The organism is Serratia sp. 22264 (assembly GCF_052045345.1).
In the GTDB taxonomy this organism is placed as follows: Bacteria; Pseudomonadota; Gammaproteobacteria; order Enterobacterales; family Enterobacteriaceae; genus Serratia; species Serratia plymuthica.
Window position 1 is genome coordinate 2,188,340 of record NZ_JBQEOY010000001.1, and the last position, 26,526, is coordinate 2,214,865.

The 26,526-nt window shown below is 51.3% G+C and carries 18 protein-coding genes; 8 read left to right on the top strand and 10 right to left on the bottom strand.

What is annotated here, in order from left to right; translation table 11 throughout:
• Nucleotides 1-67 precede the first annotated feature (67 nt).
• The 3 genes from ACTJJ1_RS10260 to ACTJJ1_RS10270 are packed head-to-tail and all read right to left on the bottom strand — an operon-like array spanning nucleotide 68 to nucleotide 5,271.
• Nucleotides 68-3,118, bottom strand: a complete 3,051-nt coding sequence (locus ACTJJ1_RS10260; RefSeq protein WP_440833456.1) for an efflux RND transporter permease subunit — start codon at nucleotides 3,116-3,118, stop codon at nucleotides 68-70.
• Nucleotides 3,115-4,206: an efflux RND transporter periplasmic adaptor subunit gene (locus ACTJJ1_RS10265; RefSeq protein ID WP_440833458.1), complete on the bottom strand. Its 1,092-nt coding sequence runs from the start codon at nucleotides 4,204-4,206 to the stop codon at nucleotides 3,115-3,117. Before ACTJJ1_RS10265 ends, ACTJJ1_RS10260 begins: the two co-directional genes overlap by 4 nt.
• Nucleotides 4,207-5,271, bottom strand: a complete 1,065-nt coding sequence (locus ACTJJ1_RS10270; protein WP_440833460.1) for an efflux RND transporter periplasmic adaptor subunit — start codon at nucleotides 5,269-5,271, stop codon at nucleotides 4,207-4,209.
• 237 nt (nucleotides 5,272-5,508) lie between these two features.
• Between ACTJJ1_RS10270 and ACTJJ1_RS10275 the strand changes: the two genes are divergently transcribed.
• The 5 genes from ACTJJ1_RS10275 to ACTJJ1_RS10295 all read left to right on the top strand — a co-directional run bounded on the left by ACTJJ1_RS10275 (nucleotide 5,509) and on the right by ACTJJ1_RS10295 (nucleotide 10,765).
• Nucleotides 5,509-6,132 carry a TetR/AcrR family transcriptional regulator gene (locus tag ACTJJ1_RS10275; protein ID WP_062792333.1) on the top strand — a complete coding sequence of 208 codons (624 nt, stop codon included), beginning with the start codon at nucleotides 5,509-5,511 and terminating at the stop codon, nucleotides 6,130-6,132.
• Between the two features lie 500 nt (nucleotides 6,133-6,632).
• Complete coding sequence (locus tag ACTJJ1_RS10280) at nucleotides 6,633-7,265, top strand: YbhB/YbcL family Raf kinase inhibitor-like protein (protein ID WP_020439362.1); 633 nt, start codon at nucleotides 6,633-6,635, stop codon at nucleotides 7,263-7,265.
• A gap of 142 nt (nucleotides 7,266-7,407) precedes the next feature.
• Nucleotides 7,408-8,178: a helix-turn-helix transcriptional regulator gene (locus ACTJJ1_RS10285; RefSeq protein ID WP_440833463.1), complete on the top strand. Its 771-nt coding sequence runs from the start codon at nucleotides 7,408-7,410 to the stop codon at nucleotides 8,176-8,178.
• Between the two features lie 469 nt (nucleotides 8,179-8,647).
• Nucleotides 8,648-9,943, top strand: a complete 1,296-nt coding sequence (locus tag ACTJJ1_RS10290; protein WP_004946629.1) for an MFS transporter — start codon at nucleotides 8,648-8,650, stop codon at nucleotides 9,941-9,943.
• Nucleotides 9,944-9,958: 15 nt separating this feature from the next.
• Nucleotides 9,959-10,765, top strand: coding sequence for a substrate-binding domain-containing protein (locus ACTJJ1_RS10295; RefSeq protein ID WP_122288943.1), 807 nt, complete (start codon nucleotides 9,959-9,961; stop codon nucleotides 10,763-10,765).
• Here ACTJJ1_RS10295 and ACTJJ1_RS10300 read toward each other — a convergent pair.
• From ACTJJ1_RS10300 to ACTJJ1_RS10310, 3 genes are all read right to left on the bottom strand, one after another.
• On the bottom strand, nucleotides 10,740-11,639 hold the full coding sequence (locus ACTJJ1_RS10300; RefSeq protein ID WP_004946633.1) for a LysR family transcriptional regulator: 900 nt from the start codon (nucleotides 11,637-11,639) through the stop codon (nucleotides 10,740-10,742). The genes ACTJJ1_RS10295 and ACTJJ1_RS10300 overlap by 26 nt on opposite strands.
• Before the next feature lie 406 nt (nucleotides 11,640-12,045).
• Nucleotides 12,046-13,152 (bottom strand): ABC transporter substrate-binding protein, encoded by a 1,107-nt coding sequence (locus tag ACTJJ1_RS10305; RefSeq protein ID WP_440833466.1) that lies wholly within the window; start codon nucleotides 13,150-13,152, stop codon nucleotides 12,046-12,048.
• Between the two features lie 401 nt (nucleotides 13,153-13,553).
• The gene (locus ACTJJ1_RS10310; protein ID WP_440833468.1) at nucleotides 13,554-13,940 is read right to left on the bottom strand and encodes a nuclear transport factor 2 family protein; all 387 of its coding nucleotides are present in this window, start codon (nucleotides 13,938-13,940) and stop codon (nucleotides 13,554-13,556) included.
• Between the two features lie 323 nt (nucleotides 13,941-14,263).
• Between ACTJJ1_RS10310 and ACTJJ1_RS10315 the strand changes: the two genes are divergently transcribed.
• Nucleotides 14,264-15,172 (top strand): LysR family transcriptional regulator, encoded by a 909-nt coding sequence (locus ACTJJ1_RS10315; RefSeq protein ID WP_440833470.1) that lies wholly within the window; start codon nucleotides 14,264-14,266, stop codon nucleotides 15,170-15,172.
• A gap of 331 nt (nucleotides 15,173-15,503) precedes the next feature.
• On the opposite strand, the gene ahlK is transcribed toward ACTJJ1_RS10315, so the two are convergent.
• On the bottom strand, nucleotides 15,504-16,298 hold the full coding sequence (gene ahlK, locus ACTJJ1_RS10320) for an N-acyl homoserine lactonase AhlK (RefSeq protein WP_440833640.1): 795 nt from the start codon (nucleotides 16,296-16,298) through the stop codon (nucleotides 15,504-15,506).
• 159 nt (nucleotides 16,299-16,457) lie between these two features.
• Between ahlK and ACTJJ1_RS10325 the strand changes: the two genes are divergently transcribed.
• Nucleotides 16,458-17,342: a LysR family transcriptional regulator gene (locus tag ACTJJ1_RS10325; RefSeq protein WP_440833472.1), complete on the top strand. Its 885-nt coding sequence runs from the start codon at nucleotides 16,458-16,460 to the stop codon at nucleotides 17,340-17,342.
• Nucleotides 17,343-17,549: 207 nt separating this feature from the next.
• Here the strand turns inward: ACTJJ1_RS10325 and ACTJJ1_RS10330 are convergent, their stop codons facing one another.
• From ACTJJ1_RS10330 to ACTJJ1_RS10340, 3 genes are all read right to left on the bottom strand, one after another.
• A complete protein-coding gene (locus ACTJJ1_RS10330; protein ID WP_440833474.1) occupies nucleotides 17,550-20,447 on the bottom strand; it encodes an AAA family ATPase in 2,898 nt (965 codons plus the stop codon).
• Between the two features lie 445 nt (nucleotides 20,448-20,892).
• Nucleotides 20,893-22,485 carry a sigma factor-like helix-turn-helix DNA-binding protein gene (locus ACTJJ1_RS10335; protein WP_440833476.1) on the bottom strand — a complete coding sequence of 531 codons (1,593 nt, stop codon included), beginning with the start codon at nucleotides 22,483-22,485 and terminating at the stop codon, nucleotides 20,893-20,895.
• 555 nt (nucleotides 22,486-23,040) lie between these two features.
• Complete coding sequence (locus ACTJJ1_RS10340; RefSeq protein ID WP_440833478.1) at nucleotides 23,041-23,928, bottom strand: MurR/RpiR family transcriptional regulator; 888 nt, start codon at nucleotides 23,926-23,928, stop codon at nucleotides 23,041-23,043.
• Between the two features lie 408 nt (nucleotides 23,929-24,336).
• Here ACTJJ1_RS10340 and ACTJJ1_RS10345 point away from each other — a divergent pair, with 408 nt between their 5' ends.
• On the top strand, nucleotides 24,337-26,466 hold the full coding sequence (locus ACTJJ1_RS10345) for a TonB-dependent siderophore receptor (protein ID WP_440833480.1): 2,130 nt from the start codon (nucleotides 24,337-24,339) through the stop codon (nucleotides 26,464-26,466).
• The last annotated feature ends 60 nt before the right edge of the window (nucleotides 26,467-26,526 follow it).

The window sequence follows — 26,526 nt, forward strand, 5'->3', positions numbered from 1 at the left end:
GCCATTGCTACCTGACTGAGAGTAAAGGGATGGCTCTCGCTCAAGCCGGCATAAATCGTCGAATGTGTCATTCTGCCGTCTCCTCTTGAGGGATCTTGAACCACGTGACGTAGAGCGCGGGAAGGAATAACAGCGTCAGGAGGGTACCGATAATGATGCCGCCCATCATGGCGTACGCCATCGGCCCCCAGAAGATTTCTCGTGCGATGGGGATCAGCGCAAGCGTAGCGGCCGCCGCCGTTAACATGATGGGCCGCATACGATGTTCGGTTGCCTGTACGACGGCCTGCCAGGGGGATATTCCCTCGGCACGCAATGTGTCGATATGCACCACCAGGATCACGGAATTGCGGATCAAAATGCCTACCAGCGCCAACACCCCCAGAATGGCCACGAATCCCAGCGGCGCGTTGCTGAGCAACAGTGCCGCCACTACACCGATTAACGCCAGCGGTGCGACGGAAAAGACCAAAAACAGACGATGGAAACTTTGTAACTGGATCATCAAAATGGTCGCAATGACAAACAGCATGACGGGTACCACCTTCACTATCGGTGCCTGCGCCTTGGCACTCTCCTCAACCGCCCCGCCCGTTTCGACAGAGTATCCCTGAGGCAGGCCCTGCCGGAATGCCTCCACTTTGGGCTCAAGGCGTTGCACTATGGTTGCCGGTTGAATGTCACCGGTAATACCCGCTTTCAGCGTAATGGTGGCCGCGCGGTCACGCCGCCAGATGGTCGGTTGTTCAAGCTGATAGCTGAAGGTGGCGACGGAGGATAAGGGTATCTGCTGACCGTTGGCGCCATCGAGCTGCAGATCCAGCAACGCGTCTACTGAGCCGCGATCTTTCGCCTGCCCCCGCCACACTACATTTATTAGATAGATATCATCGCGGACCTGGGTGATCGTTTCCCCGCCTGCCAAGACGTTCATGGCCTGAGCGATAGCCTGCGATGAGACGCCCATCTGGCGTGCCTTATCCTGCATGACGTTCACCTTGACCACACGGGCAGGCTCATTCCAGTCGAAAGCAAGGTTGTTAAGCGCAGGGTCCTGGCCCAGGATCGCGGCCAGTTTATGGGCTTCGCTGCGTACCTGTTGGATATCCGGCCCTGCCACCCTGTATTGCACGGGTTTACCTACCGGCGGGCCGATATCCAGCAACTTGACGTAAGCGTCGGTACCTGGAAACGCGTGGGCCAGGTAAGATTTGAACTTTAGTTGCAAACGGTCCCGCGCTTTGATGTCTTTCGCCACAATCACCGTCTGGCCGAATGATAGCGATGAAGGTTGCACGTCGAACGATAAAATAAACCGTGGGGCGCCGGTACCGATATAGCTCGACCAGTGATCCACGTCAGGGCTGTTTTGAAGCGCCTCCCGTTCAAATTGCACCATTTGCCGGCTTGTTTCTTCGATTGAACTGTTCTGCGGCAGATTCCAGTCTACGATCAGTTCGGGGCGGTCAGAGCTGGGGAAGAACTGATGCTGGACCAGCGACATCCCAAGAACAGAGATAATAAAAGCCGCACAGGCGCTGCCAATCGTCAGCCACCGGTGGCGCAGACACCAGTGCAACATGCGGGAAAAGGCTTTGTCGGTCCGGCTCTTGTGTTCGGCTTTCTTTTCTATCGTCTTTGGCAGCAACGCCACGCCTAATAGCGGAGCGATCAATACCGCGACAACCCATGAGACAATCAGTGAAACGGCGATCACTACAAACAGCGTAAAGAGAAACTCACCTGCATTGCTGGCGTTAAATCCCACCGGAATAAAACTGGCCACGGTAACCAGCGTTCCCGTCAACATCGGAAACGCGGTTGAGGTATACACGTGCGTGGCCGCTTTTCTGAGGCTGTCGCCCATTTCCAGGCGAGCCACCATCATTTCCGTGGCGATCATCGCATCGTCGACTAACAGCCCTAACGCAATGATCAATGCGCCCAACGAGATGCGTTGCAACGAAATACCGGCGTAATACATCACCAGGAAAGTAATGGCCAGTACCAGCGGAATGGAAATGGCGACCACCAGGCCGGCCCGAACGCCCAGGCTGATAAAACTGATCGCCAGCACAATGACGACGGCCTCAAATAATGCACGGGTAAATCCGGAGACGGCGTCATCCACAATCGCGGGTTGATCGGAGACTTTTGATATCGACACCCCGGCAGGCAGATCATGCATGATATTGCCGACCATCTGGTCCAGCGCATGGCCGAACACCAACAAATTACTGCCTGATTTGATGCCCACCGCCAGCGCGATGGCAGGTTTACCCTGGTAGCGAAACAGCGAGGTCGGCGGATCAACATAACCCCGTGTAATGTTGACCACATCAGTGAGAGGGAAGAACCGGTTATTAACGCGCAGGTTGATTTGCCGCAGGCTCTGCTCAGACGCGAAACCGCCATCGACCCTCAGCGCGATCCGATCCGAGCCGGCTTCGATAAAGCCGGATGCGGTGACGGCGTTCTGCGCCTGCAACGCGGCAATAACCTCACTGCGGCTCACGCCCAGTTCGGCGCTTTTCCGGGGATTGAACTCCAGATAGATCACTTCATCCTGGGCGCCCAGGATCTCAACTTTGCCGACATTGGGGATAGTCAGCACTTTCTTTTGCGCCTCGTTGACATAATCGCGCAACTGACGCTGGCTGATGCCCTCGCTGGTAAAGGCATAAATATTGCCAAACACGTCATCGAAACGATCGTTTAAAAAAGGCCCCTGTATGCCTGCCGGAAAATCGGCCTGAATATCCGCCATCATATTGCGAACCCGTTGCCAGACGGCGCGAACGTCCTTGGACGGCGTATCTTCCTTCAGATCCACGAAGATAATGGTTTGCCCCGCCGTTGTCTGGCTGCGGGTGTGATCTAAGGTATCAATCTCCTGCAGCTTCTTCTCAATACGGTCGGTCACCTGGTTTGTCATTTCTTCCGCTGTCGCCCCTGGCCACTGCGCCTGTATCACCATCGTTTTGATCGTAAAGGCCGGGTCTTCTTCTCTTCCCAATTCCTGATAGGAAAAGAAACCGATCACCGCAGAAATAATGATGAAATACCAGACCAGAGAGCGATGCTCGAGCGCCCAGTCCGAAAGGTTAAATTTGTTCACAGCGTAGACGCCCTCTCAATGCGGATTTTTTGCCCCGGTTGTAAACTGTTCACACCGGCCGTAACGATCTGCTCCCCCTCCCGCAGCCCACTCAATACATGAACCGAGTCCGCCTGCGGCGAAGGCATTAACCGGATCTTTCTCAGGTTGACGGTCAGAGAGGATGGGTCAATCACCCAGACAAAGTGCACCTGCTGACGTTCAAGGACGGCGCTCGCAGGAATGACTACCTGTGTGTCCTCATGTTTTGTCATCAGGGGAAATGCCGTCACCACAGTGCCTAACCGAAATGCCGGCGGAGCATCATTTATGGCTATCTTGATCCGCAGAAGACGCGTAGCCGCATCTGCCGCCGGAGCAATTTCTCTCAGCTCGCCCGTCCATTTAATGGCGGGATCCATTTGCAACGCGATCTCGAATCTATGCCCCAAGGCTACATTTTTTAACTGCGCCTCCGGCACATCAACCACCGCATCCCGGTCCCCCAGACTGGCGAGCTGCAATACCGTCTGTCCTGCGGCCAGGGTCTGTCCGGCCTCAACGGACACCGAGGTGATAACGCCGTTAAAGTTCGCTTTCAATTGCGCATAACTCCGCTGTTCAACGGCTTTACGGACTCTGGCCTGAGCTTCTCCAACCGCCGCCTGAGCTGCCGTCAGATTTTGTTCTGCCTCGTCCAGCGCCTCAATACTCGTGACCCTTGCGGCGGCCAGGCTGCGTTGTCTTTTAGCCGTAATGAAGGCGTTTTGAAGTTTTGCCTGTGCATCCTGCAAACTGGCTTGCGCGCTTTGTACGGAAAACTCCAGCGCCAGGGGATCGAGCTCGGCAAGTACCTCACCGGCATTAACCTCGTCGCCTACCACCACATGGCGTGACACGACACGGCCCGGAGTCTGGAAGGAAAGTGGCGACGTGGCACGAGGTTGCACCGTACCGGCCAGGCTCATGCCGCCGGCCGACTCTGCGAGCGCGGTGGCGGAGAGTACGTAGCGCGGTGCCGGCATGACGGTAGTGTGCTCATCACATCCCGCGACCATCGTCAGTAGCAGAACCAGTGGACACATAAAGAACCATGGATGTCTGTTCATTTACTTTTGCTCCCGAGAAACGCGCTGACCTGCTATCAGAAACTTTCCGCCTTCAGTCACCACCCAGGATCCTGGCGTCAGGCCTGCCGTCACCACCACGTCGTGGGAGCGGAAGCGCGAAACCTTAATGGCCCGAAGAGAAACGACATCTTTTTCTTTGTCTATCACCCAGACGGCGGGTTTACCCTGGATTGAGGTCAGCGCGCCGGGCGGCAGTAAAATGCCCTGCGCTTCTTTCGCCACGAAGCCACCGACGATAGGTGCGCCAAGCGGCCACTGCGCCGTCGCGGGTAACGTGGCTTTCACCCTGACTGTGCCGCGAGTCTCATCCAGCAACGGTGCAACTTCCCGCACCCTGGCGGTTAAGGGGGAAGACGCCATCGAAAGCAAACCAACGTCAATGTTCTCTCCCGCCTGCTCGTTGAGTACCAGGGCTTCCGGCACCTGGAACACGGCATCGCGCAAACCGTCATGAGCGAGAGTGAAAACGGTTTGGGCTGAAGCTACTACCTGGCCAACTTCCAGTTGGCGCGACACGATCACCCCATCAGCATCCGCTTTGAGTTCGGTATAGGTCAGCGCATCCTTTGCCGTATTCAGTGAGGACTGCGCACTGGCTAATCCCGCCTGGGCACTGCTGAAGTCTTCCCGCGCCTGGTCCCATTCGGCCTGTGAAATGGCCCGGGTCGCGAGCAACTTCTGATCGCGACTGAAGGTATTTTGTTTTAACTGAAGCGTTGCGCGGGCTGAGCGGAGTGTCGCCAGTGCCATATCCACATCCGCTTTTTTTTCAACGTCGTCTAGCCGGGCCAGCACTTGCCCTTTTTGTACCCGGCTCCCGACATCAACCAGCCGCGCACTCACCCGCCCTTCTGTGCGAAATGCCAGATCCGCCTGGAACCTTGCAGCCACCTCGCCCGATATGTGTGCCACATTTTGATAGCGAACCCACTGCGCCTGTATGGCGTGCACCGGTTGTGGCGGTGCAGACGCCTGCTTTTGTCCGTCACACCCTGTCAGTGCTATACAGACCAAACTGAATACAACTAACGAAACCCGTTGCATGGGATCCCCATCATTGAAACCACTGAAAATAGACGCTACATTTACCACTGACTAACCAGTCAGTCAATTTATTGGTGAGTAACGTTGTGGGTCGTCCGCACTGCTGCAGAACGCTTTCAATGGCTTCGATTTCAGTGCCAGGCCCCTAATGGTATTTGCGATGATGCGGAACTGTGACATGATCCGGGCAGGATAAAATCGAGGCCCAGCCACGGCCAATCTAGGGAGTTCTTCCAAATGTTAAATAAGATGACGCGGGCTCAACAAAAAGCGCAGCGCCCTCAAGAAATTATGGAGGCCGCTTTCGAAGAGTTCGCCATTAAGGGCTATGCCGCCACCAGGCTTGATGATATTGCCAAGCGTCTTGGCATCAGTAAGGGCACTATCTACCTTTATTTTCCCACCAAAGAAGCGCTCTTCGAAGCGATAGCTCACCATCATTCCCAGCCATACCGTGATGTGTTAAGCATGTCAGAATCATTTAAAGGCACCTGCGCTGAACGCCTGCGTCAACTGCTTCTCTCTGCCTTTGAAAAAATATCCAAGGACAACAAAATCCAGCAAATGCTGCGCTTGTCTTTGACTGAGGGTATACGTCTTCCAGAGATCGTTGACCGCCATTATGACGAATTCGTAGAACCCCTGGCTGGAGCAATAGGTAAATTATTGAAAGAAGGGGTCGAAGCCGGCGAGTTTCGCGATGGGCCTGCGTCTGGTACTCCTGAGGTCATTATGAGTTCTATTTTAAATCTGATGATATTGCATATAAATGTCACCGGCCGTCGTCACCTGAAGAAGGAAATATTAATAGAGGCACATCTGGATCTCATGTTTAATGGGCTGGTCAGTCGCACTCTGTAACGTCCTCATCTCATTGAAAGATATCCTGTCCATAATTTTAACGACCGCATCATTAACCCGCTGGATATTGGTTTCGGCCTCTCCATCCGCTTTGGTCCGGTGAAAGACACACAGGATCTCATTGCCCGTAGGCAGGAAGCTCGCCAGCTTTTACTCACCGGCGAGCATCGCGCGTCTGAAGTTGCCTTTATTGTCGAATATGAAAGTGCATCACTGTTTAACCGCGAATATTTGCGACAGTTCGGGGCACCTCCCGCACGCGACATGCAACAGATACGAGAGGCGATTGATATATCGACAAGAACAAACCGTCACGATTAATTGGAGCGCTCACGAGTCGGGCGTAGCATGTTCAAATATCCGCTTACCGCTGTGAGTTCAACCGCCCCAACACATCCAGTCAGAATGACAGCTTAAGGAAGTAATTTGACCGGATGAGTAAATCTCAGGATGTACAATGGTCGTATAATCGTGTTTTCCGCCATTGATAAGGCAATAACATGAAATTATACAGCCACAGTTTTAAAGACGGTGAGGCCATCCCAGGCAAGAACAGCTTTGCCGTTTATGATCCAGAAAACCGCATTCGTTTATCTGACAACCTCAACCCACATCTTGCCTGGGAAGATGTGCCGGCAGGCACACAGGCTCTGGTGCTTCTTTGCCACGATCCTGATGTTCCAACCAGCGCAGAAGATGTTAATCAACCGGGAAAAACCGTTCCGGCGTCTCTGCCCCGTGCAGATTTCTATCACTGGTCGCTGTTGAACATTCCGGCGGATCAGGGCGAAATTATTGAAGGCACTCAGTCCAGCGGCATTTCTGCCAGAGGCAAGCAGGGCCCTTCCGCACCGGACGGTCTTATCCATGGCATCAATGATTACACCGCGTGGTTTGCCGGTGATGAGTCAATGGCCGGAACATATTATGGCTATGATGGTCCCTGCCCGCCGTGGAATGATGAATTGGTTCATCATTACATATTCACGTTATATGCTATTCCGATGCCGACATTAAACGTAGAGGGAGAGTTGACTGGCGCTAACGTTCGTCGTGCACTGGAAAACAGCAACGTACTGGCAACGGCCACGCTGACAGGGATCTATACCCTGAATCCGGACGTGAAGGTTTAACTCACCACGAGCCATCAACAGGTAAATAATGACCAGAGAAAGTCGGTTAGTTGTCCCGGATGAACAAGACGCCATGAGCAATGAATCTCTTTTCTGGTCAGACTATGATGGCAGCAGTCTCAGCCGCGATAATCTGGTTTCGGTGGCTTACCCGCAGCTCAAAGTGAGACAAAGCACCCCCGCATTTTGCTTCTTCGAACCGACGGTGCTCATCGTACTGGCGGGGCGAATTGAATTTCTGACCTCGGGAGAAAGTCATACCCTGGCTGATACGGCCGCCGTGGGCTTTATAGATCAGGGAGTCATTGCTGATTATACCAAGTTTCCCCCGGATAACGGTTCCCCGTTCCGATCGCTGTTCCTGACTTTCAGCGCCGATGTGCTGGAATCTTTTTATCAGTTCTCGCAAAGCCATTTATCTCTCTCAGGTGACAGAAAGAAGCCGAAATTTACCGCGACGGCGCTTAACGGCGCGCTGCGAGAGTCGTTGCAAACGCTGCTGAAAAACCTGGCGCAACCGAATCTCAGTGATGCAAGAATACGTTTGAGAATATTCGACTTGCTGCTGGTCCTGGCAGAACAAAATATTCATTTTGCTCTGCCCCGGCGGCAGGGTGTTTTACCGCGCTTAAGCCATCTGCTGCGTGCTTCACCAGAAACCGACTGGACCGCGCGCTCTGCCGGCGAAGCGCTGGCGATGAGTGAATCCACCCTGCGCAGACGCTTACGCGAGGAAGGGGGCAGCTTTGAGAAGCTGCTCGTGGATATACGCATGCACCACGGCCTGATGCTGATACAAACTACCCGCTGGAACATGGCGCAGGTGGCTGACGCCTGCGGCTACAAATCGGTTTCGCGTTTTGCCGAGCGATTCACTCAGCGCTTTGGCCTGCCTCCTTCACGGCTGCGCTAGCCTTTTCATCAGGGCCCGGTTTGCGATCAGCGCAAGCTTTATTGTGGCCGATTAAGGGGTTGCGGCAGACTCGTTGTGGTTGTCAGATCAAAAGCGAGCCAAACACCACGTCACAAAAACCCCGTAGCGGACGGCCATCTTTTTTTGCGTAAGAAAGAAGCTCAATTCCGGGGAAATCGGCGAAAAACCCAAATGCCCCCTTTTGCCCCCCGCTCGGCATTTTTCTGCCCCTTCGCCTTGTATGAAGCCTGTCACAAAACGCGCATGAAGTTTTTAGCCTGTAATGAGCAAGGCTGCACGGGGCAAACTTGTTAATGGCCCGTTGCAGCTTATCGCGGCCAATTGTTAACAATAATTCATGCGTCAAACGCATCAGTCCATGAGTTTATTGCGCTTATTTACTTTATTTTCATGGTCCAGTCTGCAGAAACAGGCGCGGCAAAAGCGCTAAAGCAAACTGGAGATAAAGATGCATTCACCTAACGCACCAATGACGACTCGGGCAAGGATCAGCGCGATACTGCGCGTGACCTCTGGCAACTTTCTGGAGCAGTTTGATTTTTTCCTGTTCGGGTTTTATGCCACCTACATCGCCCATACCTTTTTCCCGGCCAGCAGTGAATTCGCCTCGTTGATGATGACCTTCGCGGTCTTTGGCGCGGGCTTCCTGATGCGCCCTATCGGCGCAATCGTGCTGGGCGCGTACATCGATAAAGTCGGCAGACGCAAGGGGCTGATCGTTACCCTGTCGATCATGGCCGCCGGGACCTTCCTGATCGTGCTTATCCCGTCCTATCAGACGATCGGGCTCTGGGCGCCGCTGCTGGTGCTGGTTGGCCGTTTATTGCAAGGCTTCTCAGCGGGTGCTGAGCTGGGCGGCGTATCCGTTTATTTGGCCGAGATTGCCACGCCAGGCCGCAAAGGCTTTTACACCAGTTGGCAGTCCGGCAGCCAGCAAGTGGCCATTATGGTGGCCGCGGCGATGGGCTTCGCACTGAATGCCTTCATGGAAGAAAGCGCCATTCGCGAATGGGGCTGGCGTCTGCCTTTCCTGTTCGGCTGCCTGATTGTGCCTTTCATCTTCTTCCTGCGCCGCAAACTGGAAGAGACCCAGGAGTTCGCCGCCCGCCGCAACCACCTGGCGATGCGCGACGTGTTTAAAACCCTGTTGGCGAACTGGCAGGTGGTTATCGCCGGCATGCTGATGGTCGCCATGACCACCACCGCGTTTTATCTGATCACCGTCTATGCGCCGACCTTCGGTAAAAAAGTGCTGATGCTCAGCGCCTCCGACAGCCTGTTGGTGACCTTGCTGGTCGCGATCTCCAACTTCCTTTGGCTGCCGGTCGGCGGTGCCCTGTCGGACCGTTTTGGCCGCAAGCCGGTTTTGGTGACCATGGCGCTGCTGGCGCTGATCACTGCCTATCCGGCACTTAGCCTGCTTGCCGAAGCCCCCAGCTTTTCGATGATGCTGACGGTACTGTTGTGGTTGTCCTTCCTCTACGGCCTCTACAACGGCGCCATGATCCCGGCGTTAACGGAGATCATGCCGACGGAGGTCCGGGTTGCCGGTTTCTCGCTGGCCTACAGCCTGGCGACCGCGATCTTTGGCGGATTTACGCCGGTTATTTCTACCGCACTGATTGAGTACACCGGCGATAAGGCCTCACCCGGCTACTGGATGAGTTTTGCTGCCGTATGCGCATTGCTGGCGACGCTTTATCTGTACCGTCGCAGCGCGTTAACACTACACACCGCACGTTAAACCAGGGATTACGTCATGCAAAAAATTTATCGTTCACTCCTCGCCACGCTGGTGCTTTCCTCTGTCAGCACGGGTGTTCTGGCCAAAGACGTGACCGTCATGATCTCAGGCGGGTTTAAAGCCGCACTGGAAAAACTGGCCCCGCAATATGAAGCCAAGAGCGGCGACCACATCATTTTGGTGTCCGGCCCTTCTATGGGTAAAACGCCCCAGGCGATCCCCGCGCGCCTGGCTCGCGGAGAAAAGGCCGATGTGGTGATTATGGTGGGTGATGCGCTGAAAAATCTGGAAAAGGATAACTGGATCCAGCCGGGTTCGCGCGTGGAGCTGGCCGACTCGCCGATTGGCATGGTGGTCAAACAAGGCGACCCTAAACCCACTATCCAAAAGGATGCCGATCTGCGCACTACCCTGCTGCATGCCCAATCCATTGCCTATTCGGACAGTGCCAGCGGCCGCTATGTCAGCAGCCAGCTGTTCAAAAAACTGGGGATCGAAGACCAGGTGAAAGAGAAAGCGCACATGATCGAGCGCATTCCGGTGGCATCCGAGGTGGCGAAAGGGAAATATGCGATAGGTTTCCAGCAAGTGAGTGAACTGCTGCCGGTGCCGGGCGTCACCTTTATCGGCGAACTGCCTGAGGATGTGCAGTACATTACCCGCTTTGCCGGCGCGGTCACCGCCAAAGCGGAACACCGCCAGGAAGGCAAAGCGCTGCTGGATTTCCTGTCTTCCGCCGAGGCGCAAAACACCATTCGCGCCACCGGGATGAGAACCGTGAAAGCTGAACAGCCGGTTAAACAGCCTGATACTGTTCAGTAATCAACTTTTCCAGCTCGGCGGCAACGTAGGACTGCATGCGCCCGCTGCGCCGGATCAGGCCAACCGTGCGCTTCACCACCGGGTCGGTCAGCGGCAGGTGTGTCAGCACCGAATGCTCTGACGCCGGCATCGACATCGCGGGTACGGCGGCAATGCCGACACCCGCTTCAACCATACCCAGCATGGTCGTCACATGGCGGGTTTCGCAGATGCTGGGGCGCTCAGGGATGATGTGCTCCAGCCTCTGATCGAGCAGATTGCGGTTACCGGACGTCTTATCCAGCCCCACATAATCCTGCTGATAAAACTCGCGCCAGGTCAGGCTTTTTTTACTGGCGATGGGATGATCGCGCCGGCAGGCAGCCACGTAGACATCCCCCACCAGCGGCAAAAATTCGATATTGGGTTGCAGGTTTGTCGCGAAACAGATGCCGAAATCCGCCTGGCCGCTGGCGACCGCTTCGATGACGTTACCTGCACTGCTATCGATAAGCTTGACGCGTACTCGTGGGTAGCGGGCCTGGAAACGGCGGATCACGTCGGGCATGAAATAGTAGGCCGCCGAAGGCACCGTGGCGACGGTGACCAGCCCCACGCGATCCTGGCTGACCTTATTGATATCCGCCAATACCGACTCGACATTCGCCAGTAGCAGGTCTGAACGTTCGGCAAAGGTCTGCCCATACAGCGTCAGGGTGACGCGCCGGGTGGTTCTGTCGAACAACTTGATGCCCAACGCGGATTCCAGCTTCTCTATTCTGCGGCTCAATGCGGACTGCGAAAGGCAGATGGACTCTGCGGCAAGGCGAAAATTACCGTATTCAACCAGCGCTCGGAAGGCATAAAGATCGTTGAGATCAAAATTCACGGGCATAGCGGCAGACAATCCTTTCAGAGGCGGCAAGGGCGTAAAGAAGAGATGATAGCCGCTTATTGGGCAACGGCAACCTTTTAGACACGGATCGGCAGCCTCCTCTGACCTTATGCTCTGATTGCATTTGAAGGCTAAGACGCTGACAAACATGCCGTTCAAAATGCCGTTCGTCGGCAATAAAGCCCCCACCGCTTGAATGCACGCGTTTAAAGGGGGCCAATAGTGAAATCCGCTATTTAAAGCGGATTAAAGTTGATGACAAAGTTGTCTTTGAGTCCAAGATACCCGGGCCTAGCGCACCGAGGGGCGCTCCGACGGCCAAGGCCGTTACGACCCCTTCGGCACGCTCTCCCTAATAACGGGCTTTGTCAGCAGTCTGAATCCACTATTTAAAGCGGATTGAAATTCACTTCCATGCAGAAATAGCGAATGTCCCTTCGGGTTTCACCGGCAGATACTTAGCATAGTAATCCAGGTAATTTTTTACCGGATCCACATCTTTAAACTGCTCTGGGTAAAGTGATTTGGCGATAAACTGAATCATGGCGAAATCGGAAAGCGTTCTGGATGCGCCTTGGTATACGCCGAAGAGCTGTTTGTTTTTGATCGCCGGCAGCGAGGCCCAGCCATTACGCGCAGAAAAACCGATAAGCTGCTGAGTGGCCATGCTTTTATCAACGCCAACCCCCATGGACAGTGCCGACGAAACCTTGTTGTTTTCTCTTCCCGAGATAAAAATCGCATCTGGCATCGCAACCAGAACCTGCTCTGGATTAATGACACCCCACCACTCAAAAAGTGATGCAGCTATATTATCCGCGCCGGCGAGTTTCAGCATCGCGCCCCACATGTTCTCGCCATAGGTAAATGAATATTCACCAGGCCCTTTGTTCCCAAACTCAATATAAACCTTGGGTTTTTTCAGGCCCGAACTGTTTACTCTGCGTTGCACATCTGCAATGTTATTGGCGTAAAGATCCGAGAGTTCCTGGGCCCGTTTTTCTTGCCCCGTCAGTATTCCAAATATTTTGGTAGAGCTAACATGTTTTTCTACCGTTTGAGCATTGTAGTCGATCACAACAACCGGGATTTTCAACGCTTCAAGGCGAGACACTTCATATTTTAAAGCGACATACTGCCACTGAGCCAAAATAACCACGTCAGGTTTTAACGAGATGATATTTTCAAGCGAGATATTATGGAGATCGACCTCGCCAATATCGGCGATGCGGGCAAGGGACGGCATTTGTTTAACGTACATATTCCAATTGGCGGGTACTTTTCCTCGCCATGCTTCACGCGAAATGCCTATGACGTGATCGAATGCGGCTTCCCCACCCACAGCCATGTAATCTTCGAAGTTAAATCCTAAGATAGCCCGCTTTACCGGCGTATCAACAGTAACCTGCCGCCCCATAACATCTGTTAAGGTCGTGGTGGCAGCATTAGCTATGCTGGCCCCAGTCAAAAAAACAATGAACATCAAAAAGGTGATTAAATTACGAACGCCCATAAAATGAAAATCCTCGGGATTTGGGTTCAATCTTAGAATAATTTATTCTATTTTCTTGAAATCAAGATGCAAATGATAATAATTTCTATTAAAATTAACGGCAACTCTAATCGTTTCACCCTTTGAATTTTGTATAAAAAAACCAGTCACAGCATAAAACCCAGCATCAACAACCATTCATAAAAACAAAGCCAGCACAGAAAACCGCAGTAAAAAAAAACCGAGATACCCATTTAGCATCGGCAAGGGATCGCATTTACGCCGTTACATTGTTTTTAAATGGCCATGGCGAAAATATCACCATGGCCAGATACTGCCTCGCCTGGTTAACTGAGCGTTTTCTTTTCAGCCATTCGCGCAATGGCAGAATGCCCCTGATAACCTTTCAATCGACGCGGGCCTTAGGCCGGCACGGGGTCGAGAAACACGTAAAGTTTGGTGATCTTGCCGTCGAGGATCTCGACAATATCGAGCCCGGTTAACGCCGGTGGCCCTTCTTGCGGCCCGAAATGCCAGCGCAGGCGGCCGACACCGTGATGCCCGACCGCCGGCCCGAAGGTGCCGAACACAAAGCCCGGAGGTGCCTGCGATAACACCTCGTTGACGACCTGTTCGATACCTTCATACCCGCTCGCTTCGACGCCAGGTTCGTAAACCTGGACGTTTTCGGCATAGATCTCTCGGATCGCCGCACGGCGCTTCTGCGTATCTGGCTCGGCGAACACGCGATGGATAGGCGCCTGCATCACGGCGTCGTAATCGATATACGTTTCCCTGGATATGCTCATGATTTACCTTTTGGTTAAGTGAGTACTGCGCTTGAAAGTTCAGGGTTAGGGTCGATTCAGTTCGGCTTGATGCGCGCCCCGGGCGGCATACGCGTTGGGGTGGGTCTTCACGCTCATGAGGACCAGGGCCGGACGGGTTAAATGCTTTGGCTACAATGACTGCCTCTTTGCGTTTAACGTTAAGGTTCTTCAGAACCGGCCCTGCATCTGCTCCGAATGGCCAGGGGCCAGCCCTTCTGGCTCCCGGAGAGGTGACTATGCGTCATTCTATTTTTGTCATAAAGTATGCCAATCGAAACCCACAGTTATCGCGAAACGACACAATGCAAGATCTCGACTCTTTGGCCATTTTTGTACGTATCGCGGAAATGGCGAGCTTCACCCATGCGGCGGAAAGCCTCGGCATTCAAAAAGGCCGGGCCTCGAACGTGGTGCGCCGCATCGAAGCGGCTATGGGCGTGCGGCTGCTGCACCGCTCGACGCGTACCGTGCAATTGACCGAAGATGGGCGCGCTTTTTACAACCGCGCACGCGCGTTGCTGGCGGATGCCGAAGAATTAAATAGCATGTTCGCAGGCAGCAAAGCGCCGCTGCGCGGGCGGCTGCGCATCGATCTGCCCACCGAACTGGCCCGTACCCCGATCGTGCCCGCGCTCCCTTCGTTTATGGCCACCTACCCAGAAATTCAGTTAGAGATATCCAGTACCGACCGGCGCGTGGATCTGATTCAGGAAGGCATAGATTGCGCGCTGCGCATCGGAGAGATTGTCGACGAAACGCTCGTCGCGCAGAAGATGGGCGCTTTAAGCATGGTGAACGTGGCAAGCCCCGCTTACCTGAAAAACCACGGCATGCCCCATACGCTTGAGGATTTATTGGCGCAGGGACACCGCATGATCCACTACGCGCCAATCTTGGGGAGCCGGCCGTTTGGATGGGAATACCCAAAGGGTGACGGCTACGCCACGCTGACGCTGGCAGGCTCTATCAGCGTCAATAGCGTGCAGACTTACCATGCCGCAGGGCTGGCCGGTTTGGGGCTGATCCAGGCGGGACGCTCAAGCCTGATCGAATACATTGAGAACGGCGAGCTCGTAGAGATACTGCCGGATTTGCGCCCCGAGCCCTTGACCGTGTCATTCGTCGTCGCGCACCGGCAAAACTTGTCGCGCCGCGTACGCAGTTTTATGGCGTGGTCGCAGCAGGTATTGGCGCCGTATTTGGATACGTAGAGGATCGAGGGCAAGCACCTTGCTTAAAGCAGCCATGCGCAGATGTCCGAGCATACCTCTGTAATGACGTACAATATTAAAGATGGAATCGGTCTTAGGTATGGTAAGAGAGAACTCCATTGAGCTAAGGCCATTATCGATAGCGAATGATTTTAACTGGCCAATAGTCCAGTATCCTCTAAAATCGTTGTTGCGACTAACAAAGCTCTCATTAAGAGTATTAGCTATACCCCGAAGCTCAATTCGGCGTGCCATTGTTATTCCCCGAGTGCTTGCCAATGTTTTTGCCGTTCCGGTCAGTCCGTTTTTAAAAGCATGAGTGAGGAATGATTCAACTGTAATAGGCTGGAGCAAGCCTGTTTTTTTTCCATTCTTCAGGGTCATGACCGGGTATTAATACCGCATTATATCGCTCGGTAAGCTGACGCAGCTTTCGGACAGACTGAGCGACATCAGTGGCTGACGTCATCAGGCCAGGGAGCGCCTTCTCATGGTAATGATCTAAGGTATAAGCTGCATCAATCGCTAGCGTAAAATTTGTACCACTGGGTAATCTGATAAGAAAAGATTGATGTCCCGGTGAATGCCCTGGCGTGAAAATACACTGTAACGTGCCGTCACCGTAAAGGTCATAGTTATCATCCGACAACCCGTTTAGAAAAAGCCAGTTAAGTTCTGGACGATCGTAATCGTGTCGGCAATAGGCTCCAGATGTAAACCAGTCAGGGGCAAAGGCATATTCATACTCGCGCCTCTGTACCACATGAGTGGCATGTGGGAAGCGACCAATAGCTCCAGTGTGATCAGAGTGCAAATGGGACAGGACCACATAGCGGATATCCTCAGGGGCAATGCCAATCCTTTTAAGTTGTTCTAAGCAGCCCTGTTGTTCTGACATCACCGGTTTAAACTGCTCTATAGCACTTCCCCAATAGGCACCGGGGTCTTTCAATCCTTCTACAGCCAGACCACCGTCAATCAGAGTAAAACCATCCGGATGTGTCAGCAGGAACCAGGGGACAGGGATTTCATAACTCTCTCCCACGCCCTGATTCATCCGAATATGCTGATATTTACAATGCTGCGTTCCTGACTGGAACATGAAAAGTTTGATATCTGACATAATTGTTTTCCACCAATAAATCAATGAAATAGATTAACATTTAGCTTAACTCATACTTGAGTCTTTAGTTTTCATCATTTCGCGGAAGAACAGTAGATGCCCGTATCCACTTACATTTATCGGTAAAACCAATATAATCGGCAAATGGATCTCTTCTCAGCAATGCGCATATTCATCAGGGTGGTTGAGCGGGGCAGCATGTCGGCTGCAGCCCGCGATCTCGGCATTGGCCAACCCGCCGTCAGTGAAAGAATAGAAAAACTGGAAGCACATCTTGGTACGCGTTTGCTAAGGCGCAACACGCGTAACATGTCTCTGACGCATAGCGGTAACTTGTTTTATGAGCGAAGTAAAACGGCAATTCAGGCGGCAGAGCACGCTCTTTCTGTGAATGAAGAAAATCAGGGTCTGCAAGGCAAAATCCGTATTGCCGCGCCCTATTCTGCCGGGGAAAGCTTGCTGATGCCTGCATTGTTGCAGCTTCAGAACGAACATCCGGGGCTGCAGGTCGATGTCATTTTTAACGACCGAGTCATCGACCCTGTCACTGAGGGTGTGGATTTATCATTGAGGCTAGGAGATGTTTCAGAAGGCTTTTTTGTCGCACGTCCGCTTGGCACCGTGCGCAGAGTGTTACTGGCCTCTCCTGCTTTGCTGGCTAAAATGGGTTATCCACCCTCTCCGGATGCGCTGGCTGATTATCCATTTGCTGCTGTTTCTGGCGTATTTGCCAGTAATCGCATTCAATTGATCACCTCTGAAGACCAACTCATTAATGTTCCCGTCAATGTTAAATTTCAGTCCACGCACTGGCGGAGTATCCTCACCTATTTATTAGCTGGGCATGCCATTGGTGTTTTGCAATTTCCGGCTTGCAGAAACGAAATTGAAAAGGGAGTGCTAATACCCCTTTTAAGCCACTACCAGATCCCGCCTTTTAGTGCCTATTTGCTCCATCCACCGGCAGGCATGATGTCATATGAAACGCGAATGTGTGCATCTCTGCTGGAGGGTTATCTCAGAGATTCGCTGCTTGAGTTGATGTGATACTACTAACTTTCGCTTATGGCACAGAGCTGCCCACAAGAGGGACTCGTACGGCAGCTAAGAGGGAAGCGGACGTTCACCTATAGGTGTAATACTAACATTGCCACGTGGGGGATCTGCGAGAGGTAGGTCAATTGACCAACTATCGACTGATCTTCAATTTCACTTTTACAGTTTAATTGAATACTTTTCTCCTTAGCCCCCGCGTCAAATTTCGATTTCTGGTGGTTCTTCACCGAATATTTCAATCCATTCTGACTGCCAGGTGCTGCTCAGTGAAAACTTCCTGAACTTAGGATGCAAATCCGTCCTGATCAGCAACCATTTCTGTTTGATTAGAGAGTTAGAACGCAGCGCACGTGAAACATTATTTGTATATTTTTTATTATCATCATTTACTATATAATCGTTAATTGTTTCTGTAATCTGAGTACCGATACTGGCCTCAAAACCAAGATAGGATCGTATCACCAGAGCGACAAAAATGAGAGGGATATACTCACTTCCACAGGACATGGCATTTTCAAGAGATAATGGCTTGAATGAAGTTGGGATGTCTCTCTCTTCACCGGATGTGCTGTTTTTTTCAATTCCATCATCGAAATCGAAAGATAAATTACCGTGATCGTTTTTCTCACGGTTAGTGGTAAACTCGTCGTTGTTACCTATATTACGACTGAACGATGCTACAAGTCGGTTTATGCTTTTTTCCGTTAAGAGCACGTCTGTTTGAGTTCTCAGTAATGATAAAGTCAGCTTTTCTCTTAAATACTCTGATGACAGATATCTTGATATTATAATTGGCATCTGACTTTCTTCGACCAGATCAATAATCTCATGATTGGTGTTAATACTCTTATCATTATAAATTGCATTGATCAGTCTGGTGAGTTCTTGTTTTGCTTCGTTATAGGGCATTTTTTCATGGAAAGGCAAATAAAGAGATGTTAAAGACAGGTAAATGGATGTGTGGCAGATATCGAGTATCAAACAGGTGCCTAAAGGCGATATACGAAATGTATGGGCTGAGCTAACAGTGTATTCTATGTTGAAATCGCTGTCAGAGGGTAGTTCAATACATTCAATAATTCTTTCTTTAACCGAGCTTTCAATTGCTTTGCTAATCCAATCTTTTTTATAACCGTAAAGTGATGCGAAACGGATTATCCTTTCAAGGCTGATTCCTTTTGCAATTTCACCGGGGGAGACGGCGTCATTCAAAAAATAGAGTATCCTTAACTTCAGGAAATAGCACTGATTTATGTTCTGATAGGGCAGGTAAACATTCGGTATATATGCTTTTTCCGTATGATCGGGATGGTATGTGAGCGTAGAGATAACATCCTTTTTACGCCACGCTGTCTCATTTCCCAATTGGTAGTGTACGTGTTTAATCATTTGATAAAAATTTCTGATATTATGCCACGACACAGAAGATAATATTTCCAGAATGGGCATGCTTTCGCTCGACAGTTGAAGATTTTTTCTCAGCACATCAGCGTAGAAATTCATTTTGCCTAAGAAATCTTGAAGCTGATATTTTTTTCTCCAGTCTTTAATCCTAAAGTCCTCACTCAGATATTCTTTAATGTACTTTATCCTGGTAGAAATCAGCTTGTTAAAGTCTGGTGATTTGAGATGAATGATCTTGTCTTCTGGCCTAACGTCTAGAAAGCCTTTATCTTTATTCTTAAAGAAGGTGAACTCCCTGAGTGTGATGATGACTGTTGCACCCGACGCTTGGGTTATTAAATGAGATAAAGCATAAATTTCCTCTTGAAACGATTCAGAAGCACGGTCGACATTATCAATCACAATAATAACGGATTTGTTTTCCTTGACACGCTTTTTGAAAATTTTTAATACTAGACCCTGCCGGTTGATTATTTCCTTCTCCAGTAGTTCAGCTTCTTTGACCATAAACATTTCTGGGTTCTTGGAGAATATATCCTTGTAAGGGCCGTTTTTTAATACTTTAATTTCATGCGCAAATGTGATGCGTAGCTCATCTAATGAAAACTCACTTTCATACTCGTTTTTTATCTTGTCATGCAGATAAGTGAATACGACGTTTTTCACATCAATGCTATTTTTTGAAACGTCATTTATTAAATCTATGATGATTGGGGTTGCATATATGTTCTTTTGCTGCCTGGCTTCTACTAAACATTTAGTCACCAGAGTAGTCTTTCCACATCCAACGGCACCAGTAATGATGATAACTTTACCAGTATTATGCTCTAAGATGAATTCTTTACCTTCAGAAGGTGAGAGGTCTAACGCATCATTCGGAAGAAAGCTGGGTTTTGAATCTTTTAACGCTCTTTTTATTTCTCCTTTAAACTGATCCAACTTAGAGTCACTGACAAAGCAGTGTTCCAGCATTTTTCGCTGATTGTTCTCTGTTATCTGGGAGAAAAAATTTTCATAAAAATCATCGATCCATTGATTGTCTTTGTTACTATCCCAAATGAAATCATGAACATGATCTTTTAGCATGTAACACACTTCTGACGGTACATGATTCAGTTCAGAGAGATAGCTATCCAGATTATTCTTTTCTGTGCTGTCCCTAGAGATTAGGTTGTACATGAGATCAAACGAAAACTCATCTCCAAAGATGTTCCCAAAATAAACGCCTTTCATCGAGTCAGTTGTTTTACCGGCTTTTGGCAGCATCGGGCAAACAAACCACTCTGCACCATTTGTGATTAATGCATATTGAACCGCTTTTTCGACACAGTATCTTTGTGCCTGATCGATAACCTCAGAAATTTTCTTATTGAATGCTTTTTTGAGATAGGCGACAGAGTATTCGTTCAAGGTTAAGGTGTTTTTTGGAAGTCCGAAGGTCGCGCCGATTTTTTTGGCTTCAACAACAAGGCGTGGCGTTCTTTCCATACTCAGTACATAATCGGCATACCCCGCTGTTCTGCAATATGCTTCCGGCGTAAATTCTTCTTTATTCCAACCCAGTATGTTTAGGATCTCATCTATCACCAGTAAGCGGCTTTCAGCTTCATTTGCTTCAAAAAGAGTATCCTTTCTAGCGATATACCGTTTCTGAACTTCCTTAAATTTTTCGAAAGCCTTTTCTCTGCTCATACTTAGCCCCAATAAGAGTATTGAAAATTTCTGATCTGTGGCGCTTGCCCCAACGATCATGCTTTGCTGTTTGTTTTATAACCTGTTATCGCACCTTTCTGAGACAACTGAAATAGGGATGACGTCATTTTTTAATGGGTAAGCCTGCTTTCATGGCAAATCAGAACTGACATACTTCCCTGTGGTTAGTACAGACTGTTTTGGAACTTCCGCTTTTGGCACTAAGCGGACATGTATCCTCAGTCGCGAAGATTAACCATATAGTTGCTACGACCGTTATGTAACACTCTTCCTGCATCCTCACTATTACTCCAGCAGCACCAATTGATGTCTGGTAAATGAGCGATACATCATGCTTACCAAGCCAAGCATTACAGAGTTATCTACACCTGCCTTTAACGGATAATGTTTCTGTAAATAAACCCATTTTAGAAAGCTCATAGTCTCAGTCCAATATAACTAGCCCTGAGTCACGAACAGTTCGCGCAGTAATGCGGTAGGATCTGTCTACCTCAGCACCGGACTGAATAATATACGCAGTCAGATCCAACCGTGTAAGTTCATGACGCGTGCGTAACCCCATCATGTCGCGCCAGGTAAGCACTCCGGATGTGTTCAGTTCGTTTTCTATCAACATCCGTTTAGCCGCAGGAATGACGTGTTCTTCCAGTTGCCGTAACGTATGTCGGTCGCTGACAACCAGCCATCCCCACCCCCTTGCGTGTGCCCATGCCCGACCCGCATTGGCTTTTGCACGGTTGACGCTTAAGGACATGCTGTCTGTAGGCTTAACTTCAACAAGGAGGCACCGGCCATCAACGGTCGCAACGAGCAGGTCCGGATAGTACTTTCGGAGTTTGTCTTTAAAACTGTACGGTATAGCAACGGGTTGTTCCTGATAAAAGGAAATCTGATCGCTACGCTCCAACTGCGTCATGATATTGAGTTCAAGTCCGGACTCGTACTGGACGGTGCGTGCGAGTTTCTGTGAGTAAAAATGACCGGCGATATCCGAATCATTGACTATTCGCTGCGAAGAGAGCTGTACTGCTAACGGTGGCGGAGCGATGACTTTGGGCCAGTCTGTATGGCTTAACCAGCCGCTGAGCTCAGATTCAACTCTCTCTTTCGCAGCCCGACTCCGATCCAGCTCGCGTAACTTTGCCAACTTTGCCTTTTGTAGCAGTGAAATATCGGAGAAGAATCCCACAATTTCCTCTCTCTTAGCCTTCTGAATACCCGCAGTGCAGAGAATAAACTTCGCTGCTAGTCCGGACGACGTCATAAAATCACGGTGAGCGATACGATGCACCCATATAGCTATTTCATACGAGGAATTGCTGACTGCGTTAATGAGCTTTTTAAGGGCAGCACCGGGGGTTCCCTCATAGCGAGACTTACCCGCTAGCCGCCTGAAGGCTCGTTCCTGAATTTGTCTCACTCTTTCACGAGAAACGCCGCATTTGGCAGCGATCTCAGCGAGTGTATGAGGATGTTCATCCGTGCCGAGACGCATGAGAAGAATATCCCGATCGCGTTCCTTAGATAAACTATCCAAAGCAGCACTGATCAACATGATGACATCGAACTCACTGGCTACATAATCCAGAAATTCCGTACTGGGGACGAAACCTGTTATTTGCTTTTCATCTGGTATTTTACCGCTCGCTCCCGGCTCTGTGGCACATGACGAAGCGGCTTGCTTGCTCGCCCCTGTTTCCTGTTTTTTCTCCGTTTTCTTTTCAGTGACAGCAGACGGGCACAGGGCATTGATAAGATATTCCCGTTCGTGACTTCGTGATTCGTTGAAATAGCGCGCCAGATCACTCACTGAACCAACATTGTTGTTCTGGCAAAACTCAGAGGGGAGCAAACGCTTAATCGCGCCGAGTATGCCTCCAGACGTACGCTGATGACGCTCGACAAGCTCGTTTAACGTGAGGCCCTGCTCTATTGCCAGGATCAGTTGCTGAAACTCTTCTTTACTCCACGGGGCTCCGTGGCGCGCAGGAAAGTTTTTGGTGGAGGTTTCAGACATAGCTTTAGCGTTGTACTCCCTATTTTTCGTTACGAACTGCCTCACTATGAGCGCATGACGTCCATTATGGTGACTATGGTAGCAATTTCAGTCTGTGGCAGAAAACAGCCGCACCGACATTAGCGCCCTAAATGCGATCCCCGTAGCATTAGCCTAATTCTTGGATCTCTGTCCCTTTCCATCTCCCAATAACAACATCATTGCTCCCGCAGTACCCGTTTTATTCATAAGTAATTCTTTCGGCTGACATTCCAGAGTAAATACCGTCCTGATAGCTAGTGGATTAATGGCTCTTCATCCTTTACCTAGTAGTGAGGCACAGAAGTCCACTTTGAGCGAAAGGCGGAAGCTCTCAATCATTTTGCTTAAAGATAAACATTACTAATATTGATCGTACCCGCGTAATGTAGACACAGTTCTAAGCGAGGCTCTGGTTTTCAAATTGTTCTGGGCTGAAGCCGCCACAGGCACTAACCAGACAGTCAACACCTGTCCCGCCGAGCTAGTTACCCTACCCAGCAACATCCCCCTGCAAGCCAACTAACAAACGCCCCCCTACTTCCGCCCCGCCCCTTTAAGCCCGCGATTTAAGTCCTGAATGCGCTTCATGGTTTTCATCGTACGTGCAGAGGTGGCCGAGGCGACGGAAAGAATCAGCATTTCCAGGCATACCAATACGGTGCCGTGCAGCGGTAAGCGGCCATTCTCGCCGCCGCGGGGAACGTTGATCACGACATGCGCTTCCCCGGCAAAAAATGAGTCGCTGGCGTTGGTCAGCAAAATAATCGGGATGCCGAGGCGCTTCGCTTCGCGAAGGGTGGTCCTCCCTTCCCTGTGCGCCGATTTCTGCGCCATCATAATCAACACGTCGCCGCGCTGGAGGCTGATCAACTGTTCGGCTAGGGCAATACCGGAGCGATTCAGCGATACCGCAGGAATGCCAATGCGGTTAAACAGTCGGGCGCTGTAGTCGGCCAAAATCCCGGAGGCATTAATGCCGAATAGCGCCACCTGGCGTGCCTCAATCAGCAAGCTCACCGCTTGCGAGATGGCCTGGCGGTTTTGCGGTTCAGATAACACGTCGCAGGCGCGCTTGTGCCCACCCAACACGAAATCAATGCCGGAATTGATGTCGCAAGCCAGATCGCTCACGGTAGCGTTCATCTTTACTTCAGAGTTAATCGCGGTGCCGAACCAGGCTTCCAGCGTGCTTTTCATGTCGCGCAAGCCGGCAAAACCCAATGCCTGCACCGCCCGCACCACGGTGGCATCCGAGGTACCCGTCGCTGCGGCAATCTCCATGGCGCTCGCTTCCATTACGGATTCGCGATGCTCATGGATGTAGCGCACCACCGCCTGTAATCGTGGAGAAAGGCCCGCCGCACGCGCGCGGTAACGTTCGCCAAAAACATCGACACGTTTTTTTATTTCATTTCCCGTCATAATCTTTGCTCAATCCGTTTGTTTTTCATCGGTTTATTGACCAAGGCCATCCTGCAAAGGCCGCCTCGTTCGCGCTAAATGTAGTAGCCGTCAGGCTGTGAAAATAATCACATCGCGGCTGAGCTACGGGAAACCGTCGCAAACCCGCAACCAAAAATTCAACAAAATCACTTTAAATACATATCACTACACAAAAATAATCACCCACATAAAACGAGGCATTTTTTTGCGCATCGCTGTAGTGGCGGGTTGAATTTTCATATTTACTACTACATTGCCCTATGATTGAATGATTATCAATTACATTGAAGCAAGCGCATCCCTTACCCTGGCGGTTTCACTTAAAAGCAGCCGGGTTTTTATTGGCAAAAAGAAAATAACAACATCATTAACACCGGGTTTAATTAGATGAATAACAACACATTGTTTTATTTTAAACGCAGCTGCCATCCGGCCATTCTGGCCGCAATCTATGGCGCCGCGTTTTTCACCTCAGGCGCCAGCTATGCTGCATGGAACGACAATACCCTCACCGTTACCGGGCAAGCGGCAGACGAACAGGGTTACAGCGCCAGCAACAGCTCCGTTGCCGGCAAAACGCCAACCTCCAGGCTGAATGAAGCGCAGTCCGTCAGCGTAGTCACCCAACAACAGTTAGAAGATTATCAGGCAGAAAGCCTGGCCGATGCGATGCGTTTTGTCAGCGGTGTAGCCGAAGGCAACACGCTGGCGGGCACCGAAGATGGCTTTGTGCGCCGCGGTTTTGGTTCCAACTCGGACGGCTCCATTTACCGCGACGGCGTGCGCAGCAGCCAGGGGCTGAATTTCGATGCCACCACTGAGCGCGTTGAAGTGCTGAAAGGCTCGGCTTCGCTGCTGTACGGCATCCAAAATCCGGGCGGCGTGATCAATGTCGTCAGCAAAAAACCGCAATACGACTGGCACACACGCGTCAGCGGCCGCTACGCCAGCGAAGGCGGCGGTACAGGCACGGTAGACGTCACCGGCCCGCTCGGCAACGGTTTTGCATTCCGGTTGATTGCCGAGAAGCAAAATCAGGACTATTGGCGCAATTATGGCAGTGACAAACACACGCTGATCGCCCCGTCGCTGCAATGGTTCGGCGAAAAAGCCAGCTTCCTGATCAGCTACTCAGAATATCGCTACGACATTCCTTACGATCGCGGCACCGCCTTTATTGACGGCAAACCAGTCGACATCGGCTATAAAAACCGCCTGGACGACAAGGCCAACCATGCCTGGGGCCACAACAAAACGCTGAATGCCCAGTATGGCTGGCAGTTCAACGAAGACTGGAGCACCCGCCTGACGCTGGGCTGGAACCAGCGCCGCTACGACAACAACGAAGTTCGGGTGACCGGCGTCAACGCCACCACCGGCGCCGTCACGCGTCGCGCCGATGCCAACCGCGGCTTCAACCATAAAACCAAATACGTCTCCTGGGACCTGCTCGGTTCGCAGAACATCTTCGGCATGACGCACGATATCGTTCTGGGTACAGATTATGAGATGAACCAGACCTACCGTGCGCATCAATACCAGGGCAAAGCCAACAGCAGCTTTAACTTCAACGATCCGCAATACGACATCCTGTCGCCCGTGACGGACAGCAGCACGGAAAATGTCGCCAACAGCAATAACCTGAACCGCATTCACAGCCGTTCGGTGTACGCCAAAGACAGCATTTCGCTGACGCCGGACTGGATCGCCGTATTGGGCGGGCGCTATCAGCATTACGAACAGCGCGCCTCCAAAGGCTTCAACCCGGTGGTGGAAACGCTGGATGATGAAGGCAACAAGTTCCTGCCGCAGGCTGGGCTGATTTATAAACTGACGCCGGATGTCTCGCTTTACGGCAGCGTCAGCAAATCCTTTACGCCGTCCACCAACGTCGACGATGACGGTGACGTCGGCAAGCCGGAACAGGGCACCACCTGGGAGATGGGCAGCAAGTGGCAGGTTTCGCCGCGCCTGTTCGCCAGCGTGGCATTGTTCAATATTGACGAGCGCGACATGTCGCTCAGCATCAACGGCGCAACGCGCGCTATCAATAAAGCGCGTTCTCGCGGTGCGGAACTCGAGCTGAATGGCGAGATCTTGCCGGACTGGGAGCTGAGCGCCAATTACAGCTACACCAACGCCAAGATCATTGACGACGGCGTGAACGCCGCGAATAACGGCAACCGTCTGCAGAATGCGCCACGCCATTCAGGCGCGCTCTATCTGAGCCATAATCTGGTGATCGGCGGCATTCCGGGCGACTTCCGCGTCGGTGGCGGCGCGCGCTACGTCGGCACGCGGGCGGGCGATCCGGAGAACAGCTTCACCCTGCCGAATTATGTGGTGGCCGACAGTTTCATCGCGTGGAACAACCGCCTGTTCGGCGAGAAAACGCAGTTGAAGCTGAACCTGAACAACCTGTTTAATGAGCACTACTACACCTCCAGCGGCGGCAATCTGCGCGTGCGCGAAGGGGAAACCCGTAATCTGATGGTACAGGCGAGCGTGGAGTTCTAAACAGTTCCGCCCTCTTTAGCCAGATCGAAAAGAAAGCCCGCTCGGGGCAAACCTGAGCGG